Origin of the sequence: Paenibacillus sp. JZ16 (assembly GCF_015326965.1) — a bacterium.
In the GTDB taxonomy this organism is placed as follows: Bacteria; Bacillota; Bacilli; order Paenibacillales; family Paenibacillaceae; genus Paenibacillus_AQ.
Map to the genome: position 1 here is coordinate 6,806,998 of NZ_CP017659.1, position 12,521 is coordinate 6,819,518.

Annotated in this window: 14 protein-coding genes; 10 read left to right on the top strand and 4 right to left on the bottom strand. The window is 49.9% G+C overall.

Annotated elements, in window-relative coordinates; all coding sequences use genetic code 11:
• Window positions 1–73: 73 nt before the first annotated feature.
• Together BJP58_RS30410 and BJP58_RS30415 are read right to left on the bottom strand one after the other, a co-directional pair.
• The gene (locus tag BJP58_RS30410; RefSeq protein ID WP_194541806.1) at window positions 74–637 is read right to left on the bottom strand and encodes a peroxiredoxin family protein; all 564 of its coding nucleotides are present in this window, start codon (window positions 635–637) and stop codon (window positions 74–76) included.
• 86 nt (window positions 638–723) lie between these two features.
• Window positions 724–1,392 (bottom strand): Crp/Fnr family transcriptional regulator, encoded by a 669-nt coding sequence (locus tag BJP58_RS30415; protein WP_194541807.1) that lies wholly within the window; start codon window positions 1,390–1,392, stop codon window positions 724–726.
• Window positions 1,393–1,608: 216 nt separating this feature from the next.
• On the opposite strand from BJP58_RS30415, the gene BJP58_RS30420 reads away from it, so the two are divergent.
• From BJP58_RS30420 to BJP58_RS30430, 3 genes are all read left to right on the top strand, one after another.
• Window positions 1,609–3,207, top strand: coding sequence for a cobyric acid synthase (locus tag BJP58_RS30420; protein WP_233354807.1), 1,599 nt, complete (start codon window positions 1,609–1,611; stop codon window positions 3,205–3,207).
• 192 nt (window positions 3,208–3,399) lie between these two features.
• Window positions 3,400–4,272: a hypothetical protein gene (locus BJP58_RS30425; protein ID WP_194541810.1), complete on the top strand. Its 873-nt coding sequence runs from the start codon at window positions 3,400–3,402 to the stop codon at window positions 4,270–4,272.
• A 23-nt stretch (window positions 4,273–4,295) separates the two neighbouring features.
• Window positions 4,296–4,535 (top strand): glutaredoxin family protein, encoded by a 240-nt coding sequence (locus tag BJP58_RS30430; RefSeq protein ID WP_071223769.1) that lies wholly within the window; start codon window positions 4,296–4,298, stop codon window positions 4,533–4,535.
• A 162-nt stretch (window positions 4,536–4,697) separates the two neighbouring features.
• Here the strand turns inward: BJP58_RS30430 and BJP58_RS30435 are convergent, their stop codons facing one another.
• Window positions 4,698–5,636: an NAD(P)-dependent oxidoreductase gene (locus tag BJP58_RS30435; protein ID WP_194541812.1), complete on the bottom strand. Its 939-nt coding sequence runs from the start codon at window positions 5,634–5,636 to the stop codon at window positions 4,698–4,700.
• Window positions 5,637–5,977: 341 nt separating this feature from the next.
• On the opposite strand from BJP58_RS30435, the gene BJP58_RS30440 reads away from it, so the two are divergent.
• The 6 genes from BJP58_RS30440 to BJP58_RS30465 are packed head-to-tail and all read left to right on the top strand — an operon-like array spanning window position 5,978 to window position 10,205.
• Window positions 5,978–6,181, top strand: a complete 204-nt coding sequence (locus BJP58_RS30440; protein WP_233354808.1) for a hypothetical protein — start codon at window positions 5,978–5,980, stop codon at window positions 6,179–6,181.
• 24 nt (window positions 6,182–6,205) lie between these two features.
• Window positions 6,206–6,886 carry a hypothetical protein gene (locus tag BJP58_RS30445; RefSeq protein ID WP_194541814.1) on the top strand — a complete coding sequence of 227 codons (681 nt, stop codon included), beginning with the start codon at window positions 6,206–6,208 and terminating at the stop codon, window positions 6,884–6,886.
• Window positions 6,883–8,082: a glutathionylspermidine synthase family protein gene (locus tag BJP58_RS30450; protein ID WP_194541815.1), complete on the top strand. Its 1,200-nt coding sequence runs from the start codon at window positions 6,883–6,885 to the stop codon at window positions 8,080–8,082. The genes BJP58_RS30445 and BJP58_RS30450 overlap by 4 nt, the downstream gene beginning before the upstream one ends.
• Window positions 8,083–8,757, top strand: coding sequence for a hypothetical protein (locus BJP58_RS30455; protein WP_194541816.1), 675 nt, complete (start codon window positions 8,083–8,085; stop codon window positions 8,755–8,757).
• Entirely contained in the window at window positions 8,754–9,146 is a 393-nt protein-coding gene (locus tag BJP58_RS30460) for a DUF350 domain-containing protein (protein WP_100536174.1), read from the top strand. Before BJP58_RS30455 ends, BJP58_RS30460 begins: the two co-directional genes overlap by 4 nt.
• 36 nt (window positions 9,147–9,182) lie before the next feature.
• Complete coding sequence (locus BJP58_RS30465; protein ID WP_194541817.1) at window positions 9,183–10,205, top strand: potassium channel family protein; 1,023 nt, start codon at window positions 9,183–9,185, stop codon at window positions 10,203–10,205.
• A gap of 154 nt (window positions 10,206–10,359) precedes the next feature.
• Here the strand turns inward: BJP58_RS30465 and BJP58_RS30470 are convergent, their stop codons facing one another.
• On the bottom strand, window positions 10,360–11,316 hold the full coding sequence (locus tag BJP58_RS30470) for a GntR family transcriptional regulator (RefSeq protein ID WP_194541818.1): 957 nt from the start codon (window positions 11,314–11,316) through the stop codon (window positions 10,360–10,362).
• A gap of 149 nt (window positions 11,317–11,465) precedes the next feature.
• Here BJP58_RS30470 and BJP58_RS30475 point away from each other — a divergent pair, with 149 nt between their 5' ends.
• Window positions 11,466–11,987, top strand: a complete 522-nt coding sequence (locus tag BJP58_RS30475) for an HPP family protein (protein ID WP_071223782.1) — start codon at window positions 11,466–11,468, stop codon at window positions 11,985–11,987.
• Window positions 11,988–12,521: the final 534 nt, after the last annotated feature.

The window sequence follows — 12,521 nt, forward strand, 5'->3', positions numbered from 1 at the left end:
CGGCTTGTTGTTATGTCTCATGCTACGAGTTCTTATTACTGCTGAAAACGACTGAAAGACAGGCTCAGCCCAGCTAAGGAAGCTGTGTTCCGCCAGCATAACGTTCAATGGTTTCGTAAGGCAGATGATCGGTAATCAGGCGACCGTAATACGCGATTCGTAGGATGCCGTCCTCGTCCAACACAAACTCTGCCGGAATCCGATTGAAATTTGAACCTTCTTCCGGCGTCAGCTTGAAACCTGCCGCTTCTGCTTCATCCGTGAACTGATGCACATTCGGTTGAGCTAAGGTGGCTTGTGTCTTGGCTACCGAGGTCTCGACCCCATAGAGAGAGTAGAGCTCCGCATTCGGATCGGCAATAAGTGGAAACGGCGCATTTTGCTGACCGACATGCTGCTGAAGTGCTGCATCCGGTGATTCAAAAACGCAAATGACATTCAGATGCTGCTGCTGCCACAGAGGATATCGCTGAATAAACTGGTGCACCCTCAGATTGCATAGGGCACAGGCAGCGTTGCGGAAAAAGGCGAGAAGTAATTTACGTCCGCGATAATCTTCCAGTGAAACCATATTTCCATTTTGATCTACGCTTTGGAATAATGGAGCATAATCTCCGGGTTGAAGCATGTTGTTCATTTTGGATTTCCTCCTGGCTTAACGGTATATAGGCGCGAGGCCTATTACCAATGTAGCAGGGAGGACTCCATTGCTCTGTGACTAGGTCACAGAGCAGCTTCTGTTAGACAGGCCCGGTCGATTATTTTCACCCAGCCTCTTCCTGTCTCCAGCCATCCTTTCTTTTGGAACTGGCCCAGCGTACGGGAAACGACCTCTCTTACGGAGCCAATGTCATCCGCAAGCTCTTGGTGGGTTGTGCGCACTAGTGGATGTTCATCCGAGCTGATGCGCAGCAGGGTCCTGGCAAGGCGCTGCTCCAGCGGTAATGTCTGTCTCTCCTGCAGCATGTTTGCCATCCGCAGTGTTCCATCAAGCAGACCGCCAAAAATAGCGCTGCGGATGGGTTCATACACCTGCAGCCAGCGGAGGAAGCTGTTTTTCAGCACATACAAGACCTCGACCTTGGACTCGGCAATCAGAGTGCCCGGATAGTCCTGCCCGCTTAGCCCGCTAAGTACGAGGAGCGAACAGACTTCTCCGGCTGATAGAATGTTTAATACCGATTCGTTGCCATCTTCGTGGATGATCGTGATACGTGCCGATCCGCTGATGAGGAACATGCCATAGATCGCGGCATCCTCTCGTTGAAAGATTCTCGATTTGGCTTCAAAATGTTTGGTAAACGGATTAGCTTGAATCCATTCTTCCGGTTGTACGACTTTCAAATAAGGGAAAATGTCGGTTATCTGCTTATCATTCAATTCAGGCTTCATGATGGGTTTCCGCCTTTCGGTAATCATGCAAGGACATGCGAAACTGCTATTCTATATAGTTACATTTCGGCCTGACAAAGTTCAAGCGGATTTATTCGGATTTCATGCGGAAGGACTTCTTTGGCGATGGTTTGCTATAATGATATAAGCAAGCGGTATAGGTCAGGGAAAAGGGTGAGGAAGATGAATGAAACAGAATACATAAGGGATACACCCATGAATATCAGGAAGAGGCAAGGAGCGGTACTCATGCTGCAGGGCACCGCTTCGGATGTGGGGAAAAGCATCGTCACAACAGCGCTATGCCGCATATTTCTACAGGATGGTTATCGCACGGCTCCATACAAATCGCAAAATATGGCTCTTAATTCCTATGTGACCCTGGATGGCAAAGAGATCGGCCGAGCACAGGGCGTACAGGCTGAAGCCTGCGGCATTGCCGCAACAACGGACATGAATCCGATCCTGATCAAGCCGATAAAGGACATGCATTCGCAAATCGTGATCCACGGCGTACCTCAAATGCAGATGAGTGCAATGGATTACCGGACTTTGTTCCTGCCGAAGGCTAAAGAGATTGTGCTGGATGCACTGGATCGACTGCGGGAGAGCTACGACATCGTTGTTATGGAGGGGGCGGGAAGTCCGGCGGAGATCAATCTTAAGGACCGGGACATTGTTAACATGAATTTGGCAGGATGGGCGGATTCACCGGTTATTCTGGTTGCCGATATCGATCGCGGAGGTGTGTTCGCTTCCATAGTAGGTACGCTTGAACTGCTTGAGGCCCATGAGGTGGCCAGGGTCAAAGGATTTATCATTAACAAATTCCGCGGGGATCTGGCGCTGCTTCAGCCGGGACTGGACTGGCTTGAAGAGCGGACAGGTATTCCCGTGCTGGGCGTACTCCCTTATATTCAGGACATGCGGATCGAGGCTGAGGATTCGGTTGTGCTGGATGAGCTTCAGAATCAAAGACTGGAACAACGAGACCTCGATATTGTCGTGATCCGGTATCCGCGTATTTCGAACTTTACGGATGTTGATGCGCTGCGCATGGAACCGGATGTTGTCGTTCGCTTCGTCCAATCGGCGGATGAACTTGGAATGCCGGACGTCATTATTTTGCCTGGTACCAAGGATACGATCAGTGACCTCGGGTTCCTCCAGGATCGGGGACTGGCCGATGCGATTTTGAGCCAGACGCGGCAGCGGGATGTGCAGCTGGTTGGCATCTGCGGGGGATATCAAATGCTGGGCGAGCAGCTGTCGGATCCGCATGCGGTCGAAGGGAGCGTTCGGGAAGCGAAGGGGCTCGGCCTGCTGCCGATTCAGACTTCCTTTTCAAAGCATAAAAGGACCGTTCGGGTGAAAGGGAAGTTGTTACAGGAACATTCGCTGAGGTTCGTTGTCTCGGATACAGAGGCGGATTCGTCGATTACGGCCTATGAAATCCATATGGGCGTGAGCGAGTGGAGCGCCTTGTCTGGCGGCTCAGAATACCGCCCGCTTTTTTCGATTGAAGCGGATGGCACAGATGCTTTAAAGACGAAAGAAGATATTCAACCGCATATTGAAGGGACAGCTACTTCGGATGGACGCATATGGGGATGTTATCTGCATGGCTTGTTTGACAATGATGTCTTTCGCAGATCCTGGTTGAATGGCATTCGGATGAAGAAAGGGCTAACTCCAATTATGGAAACGTTCAAAGCAGAAGAGCGCAAATTCGCGGAATTTGACCGTGTAGCGGAAGTCGTTCGTAATCATGTGGATATGAAAAAAATATATGAAATCATCGGTTATACGCATTGAATGATAAGGAATGCATCCGAACATTCAGGTAATAATGATGAAGAGGAAGATAACACCATGCAGGCAGCATGGTGTTATTTGTATGGAGCGAACAGAAAAAAGTTGATTAATTATAGGATAGGGGGGTATACTAAATATATAGACGCATGATCATTCGTCTTGCAGTATATTCGATGATTGGAGTGATAGCCCATGTTGAATAGGAAGGGCACCATACTAACCTTAACGGGCATACTTGCTTTTGGATTGTTGACAGCATGCGATAACGCGAAGCTGGCCCCCGATGCGGGCGGTCATGGCGGGAACCATAAAAAGGAAAATGAAAGCCATGAAACGAACGGGCATGGCGAACACGCTGGCGGGCATGAAACGGCCTCAGATCATTACAACGCCGCGTTTACATGGAATGAACCGGTAAGAGCAGGCGCCGAATCCGAGCTGACGATTCGAATTACGGATCAAGACGGTGGACCTGTCCAGGATTTTGATGTCAATCATGAGAAGCTCCTGCATCTGATCATCGTGAATCGCGATTTGTCTTTCTTCGAGCATATTCATCCGGATTACAAGGAGAATGGCGTATTTACCGTGAACACGACATTCCCGGCTGGCGGCGACTATAAATTGTTCGCTGATTTTGTGCCTAAGGGTGCTGGAGGGGCCACGCTAAGCGAATGGGTTCAGATTGAGGGAGAAGCAGGGGAATCTTCGGCGATTCAACCGGATTCCAGCCTAATCAAACAAGTAAACGGCAAGGAAATTGAACTGAGCCTAAGCAATACGTTATCGAATGAAGAGGTTGTGCTCGCCTATCATATTCAGGATGCCAAGACAAAGCAAGGAATCAACAACCTGGAGCCATACCTGGGCGCAGTGGGGCACGTGGTCATTCTGTCCGAAGACGCTGAGCAGTACATTCATGTACATCCCCTGGACGAACGGAGCACAGGACCCCATGCGGAATTCGCCACTACCTTCCCACACAGCGGTATCTACAAAATCTGGGGACAATTTCAGCATCAGGGTGAAGTGATGACCGTGCCTTTTGTTGTTGAGATTAAATAATTTTCGCTTGAGGAGTGATCGATATGACAGAATCATTAAAAATCTATACCATACCCACTTGCAGCGACTGTCATCATGCCAAGCGTTACTTCAAGGAGCAGGAGGTACCGTATACGGAGTATGATTGCACACAGAACCCGGAATATCCGGAAGAAGTACGACGTCTGACAGGAAAGCAGATTGTACCTACGATCGTTATTGGTGACAAGGTATTTATCGGATTTGCCGATAACTTTCAGGAGATCAGGGAATTGATTAAATAATAAGGGCGCATGGAAATGGAAAAGAAGCACGGATCGTTCCCGCGGGAGGATCCATGCTTCTTTTGCTGGTGAGGAGCCAAAAAGTATCGCCTTAGACTAGTCAGTAAGCGTAATGCTTCGTTGCATGCTAGCCCCATGCCGCTAATCGCTCCCTTATGCCTATCAAGACGATGGGCGCTTGCGGATCAGTTCAATCACGCTGGCGAAGTCGTCCCCTCCATGTCCATCCTCCACCCGGCGTTTCATCAGCTCGAAGATCGGTGTGAATGTCTCGGGGCTGACGCCTTGTACCCTGCTAACCTCCCCGATGGTGTCGTGGGCGGCCTGCATCGCCAGGCTCGCATCCTTGGCGGAGTAATCACCGGAATCGATCTGCTTCGCCATCTCCGGCATGGTGGACATCATGGCTTGCAGAAAAGGCATCAGCAGCGTCGTCGTGAAGTCCAATGCCTTCACGCCTTCGGTGCCCACAAGCGCCACCGCATGGATAAAGCCCCCGAACATACCGTACATTCCGCTTAGCAGTGCCAGGTCATTCAGTGGGGCAAGCGCAGGATCGGAACCTAAATAGTGACTTGTACCTAAGCTGTCCAATACCTGTTTATAATTATCGTAAGCTGTCTTCGAACCGCTGTAGAGGATAACGGCATGGGGCGTGGCGATCAAGGAAGGGACGGCCATGATGCCGCCATCCAGATACTCGGCGCCATGGTTTCTCATCCATGTCCCCATCGTGCGGGCCTCTTCGGGAGTACCGGTTGTCAGATTTACGACAACCTTGCCGGAAAGCTTCTCCTTCATGGGTTCCAGAATATGGCGGGCAGCATCATAGTCAAGTACGCAGACGACCACGAGGGGACTGGCGGCGATGGCATCTGCGATTTCCGTAGCGCCGGAGGCACCTAAGCCTACAAGCTCAGCGGCTTTTTCAGGTGTGCGGTTCCAGACTGTGGTGGCATATCCGCTGTGCAAGAAGGTGCGGGCCAGCTTGGACCCCATGGAGCCTAATCCGATCACGGTTACTGAAGGAAGGGTGGAGCTGTTTGCCTTCGCATCGTGAAGATGGTTAACGTTTGATGATCTATCAAGATTTGCATTCATCGGTAAAACCCCTTTCTGGACTGGAATGATACCGATTCTAAAGTATGACACTAGTGACAATGTCAAGACAGATCATCATCATGAAATTTGATGCTACACCTAATAAAACGTAAAAAATCAGGTACTGTGCGGCCAGAATGTTCGTTTTCATCAATTTTTTAATGGTAATTCGCAGGTGTAAATAATCAGAAGCAGTGTTATTATATGGGTTGCGTCTTTTGGAAAAGATCGCTGGGCAAGCGTCGATATCCCATCGTAGATTTTTTGAAACGATTCGGAATATAACACGTATCAATACTCACTGCTTAGATGGAAGGGGTAGACACACAGTGGATAATGGGATGAACGTCATTTTGTTTGAAAAGAGGTCGGACGGTGAGCTGGTTCAGATTGAAGAGCGGTCATGGACGATGAACATGGTAGCTGCACTGGAGCATGTGAATTATATCGTTGTTGGCGGCCGGGAATATGAAACGATTGAAGGCAGATTAAGTGTAGACACGGGTAAACTTGAGCTTCTGCTCGTCCCGATGCGGAACGATTAATCCTGTCCGAAAGGAGAAACCATCTTGAGTAATGAAAAAGACAAAAAAGATCAGCCTGCATCCAAATGGCTGACGCCGGAAGGCAAACCGATTCGGGTCTTGTCGAGCTCGCTGGGCATCGCCTTGCTGGCGAACGCATTTCTGGTATCGGGCGCAGCAGCGAAAGACCTCGCTTCGGAAGCGGTTACCTCATCCGAAGAGCCGCAGCTGGTGTCCTGGTCAACAGAAGAAGTAAAGAAGTATTTTGACAAGAATGTTGATTGGAACATTCCGTTTCCTAGCGAGAAAGAATTCCAGGAAGAACCGGTAGAAGGTGCCGCTGCAGGATCAGGTTCGGGCGGCGGAACAACGATCGTCAACAACTATGGCGGGTACAATTCCGGCTTCGGCTGGGATGATTTGCTGCTCTATCACATGCTGTTCAACAATGGTTCGTATTATTCATCCAGCGGATGGTACAACAATCATCGCGGTTATTATGCGAATAACGGCAAGCCATATAAACCCCGCACCTATTCAAGCGGTACGTTCCAGAACAAACCGGTGGTGAACTCCAACGTCCGTCCTAAGACCTCAACGTCATCTTCGGGGACGATTACGCGTCGTTCCACGTCGTCGAAGTCCGGGGGCATTGGCGGCAAATCCAGCGGGTTCAGCTCGTCGGGTTCGAAATCCAGCTCCAGATCCGGCGGTTTTGGAGGATGAGTCACGACAGCGTATTCACCGTATCGGGACTGCCTGACCCCAATCGGGAGGGACGCGTAGCGGAGCTCGCGGAGCTCGGCTTTACCTGGGCGGATTTGGAAGGGGAGGCCTACTGGATAGACCAGCTTGTCACCATACGCCAAGAGACCTATCGTGAGCTGGAAGAAGCGGCTGCGGTATTATGGGCCATGCTGGACAAAACCGTCCGTTATATCCATCGCAATCATCATATATACAGTTTAATCGGCATTCCGCCCGTCCTGTGGCAGATGCTGGACGAATGTCCCCTGCCGGAAGAGGGATTGATCAGCCGGTATGCCAGGTTTGATTTTGCTATTGCCCATGACGGCAGCATCAAGCTGCTGGAGCTGAATGCGGACACGCCGACAGGCTATGTTGAGGCTTCCATTGCAACGCCGTGGATGTGCGCTCAGGCCGGTATCTTCTCTCCCAACGAACGGATGCAAGAGCTGGTCGCACAAGCGTGGGGAGTTGAGCGTCCGGATACGGCCGCCTGCATTGCTTACGGCGAGCATAAAGAGGACTCCGGGACGATCGAAGCATTGGTCCGGCACAGCGGGCTGGATATCCGGCTGGTGGATTGTCTTGATCTGTGGGTGGACGAAGGCATGCTGAAGGACGGGGATGGCCGGGAGATTCACCGGATGTTTGCCCTATATCCGAAGGAATGGATGTCCGTCGATGATGGCGGAGATGCGCTTGCCTATGCCATCGAGACAGGACGACTGCAGCTGTTCAACCCACCGCACAGCATTCTGCTGCAATCCAAAGGACTGCTTGCCGCCATGTGGGGGATGTACGAGCTGGGCCTTTTGTTCGATGAGAAAGAACGTGAAGCCATCGTCAATTATATGCTGCCGACATACAACAAACCGGTATTCTCCGGCAATTTTGTATCAAAGTCGATGTTCGGCCGCGAGGGTGGTTCAGTTAAGCTGTACGACCAGGCCGGACAACTCGAGGTAGAGGATCAGGACGGCTATGATACAAGTGTCATGTTTCCGACGGTCTATCAGCGGAGGGCAGACCTGGCCCGCGTCGAGACGGCGGAAGGCGAATTTCATTTACTGACAGGATTGTTCGTCCTTAACGGAATCCCTTGCGGTTTGCTGGGACGGGCGGGCGGTTTGATTACGGGTAATTCCAGCCATTTTATCGCAATGGGAGTGAAATAAATGCAGTTGAAACAAAAAAGAAGGCAGCATAGCGGTGCTCCTAAGGGAAAGAGGAAACTTCAGGTTGTCCTGACGGTAATGATCCTATCCCTCATGGTCCTGGCGCTGAGTGCATGCTCCGGCAATGGGTCGACGGTATTCCACACCGGATCGGAGGAAGTATCCTCAACCTCTGCTCGCGTGCCTTGGGACTACCGGATCATTGAAGGGACCGTTGGCGATTTGATTGGCGGCGATATGACCGTCCTGCCGGACAACGAGCTGCTGCCAAACGATAACAATTATGCTACCGGGGATAAAATTTGGACGCTTCAATTCATGGATGCGGAGCTTACCACGGATGCGAATCAGCGCAATGATATCCGATTATCGTCTTGGCAGACGATTAAGTCGTTTAAGGACAAAAAAACGGCGGAATCGGATTTAACCAACCTGAAAGTCACGGTCAAAACCGATGTAAAGCTGGTTGGGGTTTATAAAACAACGTATAAAAAGGACACCAGGCATTTTGCTGTCATCGAGCTGCCGACGGGCAATCGGATCAAGCAGCCGATCGATGAGAAGCGTTATGCCGCAATGGAGAAGAAGGACAGGGTTGATGTTGTATTGGAGGAAGTGCATGATTTCGCCGATTACGACTTGGCCTATGCAAAATTTCGGGGGTGGGCGGATTGACGGTCGTCATTAATATTGTTGTAAGTGTAATCTGCATTATCGTGCTTCAATTGCTGGGTATGTTGATTTTCAGCTGGATGACCCGGTTTAACGACATGGAGGAGCTGAAGAAGGGCAATGTTGCGGTTGGCCTTGCTTTTGGCGGCAAGTTTATGGCAACGGCCATTATTCTGGGCATATCCGCATATACGAATTCATCGATCTGGCACATGATGCTGTGGTTTGCCGTCGGGTATGTATGCTTGATTGTCGCCTATTGGGTATTCGAGCTGGCTACGCCGGGCATTCGTATTAGCGAGCATCTGCAAAAGGGGAACGTTGCGATCGGCATTCTGCTTGCGATGGTGTTTATCGGTACGGCCTTTGCAATCAGCAGCCTGATTATTTAGGTCAAATAGCACCATTTTCGGGAGAGGAGCAGGAGCGTGCACTTTTTTCTAAGATTATCTTTGAAAATGATGCGTCTGCGTAAAACAACGATCAGCGTGATTGTAGTACTGTTTGTGGTGCTGTGCTCGACCCTGGCATTTCTGCTGGAGCCGGAAACGTTTCACCATTGGTTTAACGCCTTTTATTGGGTACTTACCACGATGGCAACAGTAGGGTACGGCGATTATTATGCAGTTACCGTGCCAGGCAAGATATTAACGATATTTATCTATATCTTTGGTATCGGGCTGCTCAGTTTGGTGATCGGCAAGGTGATTGAATCGTTTGGAAGCATGCAGCGGCAGAGAGGAGCAGGCAGGTTGAATTTTAAGGGTAGTGGTCATGTCATCATTATCAATTGGAGCAAAAAGGCACAATCCGCTATTGAAGAGATCCTGTTGTTTGCACCGGAATCAGATATTGTTCTCATTGATGAGCTCAACCGTCATCCGGTGGAGCATCTCGAACAGGTGCATTTTGTAAGCGGCGATCCAGCAGCGGATGACGTGCTAATGAGAGCCAATATCATGGAGGCCAAATCGGCCATTGTTTTTGCAGACGCCCGAATTGATGAATCGGCTCTCGTGGACGGCAAGTCGCTGTTGATCGTATCCAGCATTGAACGAATTGCGCCAAATGTACATACCACGGTTGAGATTGTGCAGGAGAAGCATGTTCAGAATTTCCGCTACAATCATGTGAATGAGTTTGTGCTCTCACATGATGCCGTGTCCCGATTGGCCGTACGCGCAGCGCTGCAGGAAGGAAACTCGGATGTGCTGATGCAGCTGCTTAGCCGCCAGCATGGCGATGATATTTACGAAGTGGCATTGGACCCTGCATGGAACACCTACGGCGATGCCTTTTTGGATCTGCTGCGGCAAGGAGCGACGCTTATCTCCGACCGCAACGACCTCAGCATTAATCGCAAGCTCGATGTGTCGATTCCGCGGGATGCCAGATTGTATGTGGTCTCGGACGAGGCGACCTATAAGCGGATTGCCGGCAAGCTTACCTGAAGTTGGGCCTTCAATCCGATGCCCGTGGAACGACACGGGACCTTCGGATTTAGTGATACCGGAATCCAGAAGTTTGAACATTCGGCACAGATAGAAATATCCAGCCCAACAACGCCCCCTGTTTATAACAGCGGGCGTTTTCGTGCGTTAAGATTCAGACCAACTCTCTCAGAACGCTCTCGCTGCTCTTCTCCAGCGTCATGGGAAACAGCTTCACTTTGCCGGGGGATAAGGCTCGAACCTCTTCATATGCGGCGTCAGATGCATAGATCAGATCGGATTCCTCGATCCGCTGCAGTAGGTCCTCCCGATTATCCAGCCCAGCCAAGCTGGCATGGACCCCCTCAATACCAGCTTCTTTCATACGGCTGGCCATCCACTGTGCACCTGCCTTACCCAAGCAAACAAAGCTGATTCCACTTCCAGGCGTAAGCCGGGCAATATCGAGCAGGACCGATGTTTCCACGCTGGCGCCAATGACCGTTACTTTTTTGTCATATTTGCTGCACAAAGCCTTCACTTCGGTATCGTGGTTTAAAGTCGTGACGATGAGGTTTGAGTACTCCAGTGCGTCGAATATGGCTTGTGTCCCCGTCAACAGGTCCTCGAGAAATACCGTTTTCACTTCGGCACCCGTTATTTGCTCAATCGCTTTCTGATAAAAGGGAAAATCATGTTCCTTGCATTCGATGAACAAAATACGCTGTTTCGTGTTCAGGACAGGCTCCTGCAGCAGGGTAAAGGCGAGGGATGCGGCAAAGAACTCGCTCGCCGGGATGTTAACGGAGCTTAGCTCCTCCGTCGTTCGCTCTACCAGCGCGTGCATGATCTTTCTGCGAGTTCTAAGCTCCTCTACCTGTGCGTTGTTCAATACCTGCGTTCCTTTGCCTTTATGCATCGAGACGATCCCCTCATCCTTCAACTGGTTGTAGACCAGATTTACGGTGTTGCGATTCAGTCCCAGCAGATCCGCCAGCGCACCGGCCGGAGGGAGCATATCGAATGGTTCGATCTGTCCAATACCAATCAGCCACTTTAACTGCTCTTTAACCTGAGTACTGACATTAAGGGTGGCGTGCGGGTCGACACGAAGCATCAGTTTATGCGGCATAACGAAACATCCTTTCCTAGTCAACTAGTAATTTAACTGTACACAAACATTTGCAAATTATCAAGAAAGGTATTGACATGTAAGGTTGTGATTCATTATTTTATACATAACCAAATAACTAGTTAATTATGAATATAGGGGGATAATCAATGAAGGACCAGGCAGCAGCATATGTACAGAAAATGAAGGGAGGGGCTAGAAGTCCGTTGACCGTTCGTCCCATGAATATCGCCATTGGCTTTATCGGCGGCGCTGTTTCCATCGGATTGTTGGCTCTTCTGACGACACTTGCAGGGAGTGTTTGGATCATGGCACCCTTTGGGGCGAGCTGCGTGCTTGCGTTTGCGGTGTGGGATGCGCCGCTATCACAGCCCAGGAACCTCGTGGGAGGTCATCTGATTTCCACATTCACGGGACTCGTAACGCTTGAGGTTCTGGGTGACGGAATCTGGGCTATGGCCATCGGCGTGGGAGCGGCAATCAGCTTGATGGGGATAACCAAAACGACCCATCCACCGGCTGGTGCAGACCCTTTGGTTGTGATTATGGCTGGCAGCGGATGGTCATTCCTGTTTACCCCTGTGCTTGCCGGGTCCGTCATGATCGTGGTTGTGGCTCTGCTTGTCAATAATGCGGTGAAGGAGCGAAGATATCCGACTTTTTGGTGGTGAAGGCAGTTTTTTCTTTGATGAATAAACGGTAATCATGGTAACTTCTTCAATCTTATATCGCCAATAACAGACTCGGATCTACAATGGACCGGGTCTGATTTATGTTATTCTGCCGCAGATTTTAAATTTCCCAAACTAATTTATATACCACGATGCGGGGAGATCCAAACCGAAATCATAAAAAATAGGCGATACTTACCACTTGATCCCGAGTGTCAATTCTATAGAATATTACACAATCCCGGTACAGGACTCTATTCTCATTTTGTATAAAAGGTAAACATTGCCAAACCTTTACAGAATGCGGTTCTCAGCCGTTTTTTTATACGACTTTGGTATCAAATTTGTAATAACTATGGATAATGATGTAAAAACGACCGGAACTTTAGCAATTTTTTTGCGTTTAACCTTATGATTCACGAAAATTTTCTGAAAATCTTTGTCATATCGCTGCTTTCCTCAAATGGAATGAAGTTGTGCAGTTCCAGCTTTATTCGGACAGCGATGCTGTTCACTGCACACAACTAACATCAG

Coding starts and splice junctions, on each gene's coding strand:
- BJP58_RS30415 (WP_194541807.1), bottom strand. CDS start 1,392: ATGAAGCCTGAATTGAATGATAAGCAGATAACCGACATTTTCCCTTAT.
- BJP58_RS30420 (WP_233354807.1), top strand. CDS start 1,609: ATGAATATCAGGAAGAGGCAAGGAGCGGTACTCATGCTGCAGGGCACC.
- BJP58_RS30455 (WP_194541816.1), top strand. CDS start 8,083: ATGCAGTTGAAACAAAAAAGAAGGCAGCATAGCGGTGCTCCTAAGGGA.
- BJP58_RS30435 (WP_194541812.1), bottom strand. CDS start 5,636: ATGAATGCAAATCTTGATAGATCATCAAACGTTAACCATCTTCACGAT.
- BJP58_RS30425 (WP_194541810.1), top strand. CDS start 3,400: ATGTTGAATAGGAAGGGCACCATACTAACCTTAACGGGCATACTTGCT.
- BJP58_RS30470 (WP_194541818.1), bottom strand. CDS start 11,316: ATGCCGCATAAACTGATGCTTCGTGTCGACCCGCACGCCACCCTTAAT.
- BJP58_RS30450 (WP_194541815.1), top strand. CDS start 6,883: ATGAGTCACGACAGCGTATTCACCGTATCGGGACTGCCTGACCCCAAT.
- BJP58_RS30475 (WP_071223782.1), top strand. CDS start 11,466: ATGAAGGACCAGGCAGCAGCATATGTACAGAAAATGAAGGGAGGGGCT.
- BJP58_RS30430 (WP_071223769.1), top strand. CDS start 4,296: ATGACAGAATCATTAAAAATCTATACCATACCCACTTGCAGCGACTGT.
- BJP58_RS30440 (WP_233354808.1), top strand. CDS start 5,978: ATGAACGTCATTTTGTTTGAAAAGAGGTCGGACGGTGAGCTGGTTCAG.
- BJP58_RS30410 (WP_194541806.1), bottom strand. CDS start 637: ATGAACAACATGCTTCAACCCGGAGATTATGCTCCATTATTCCAAAGC.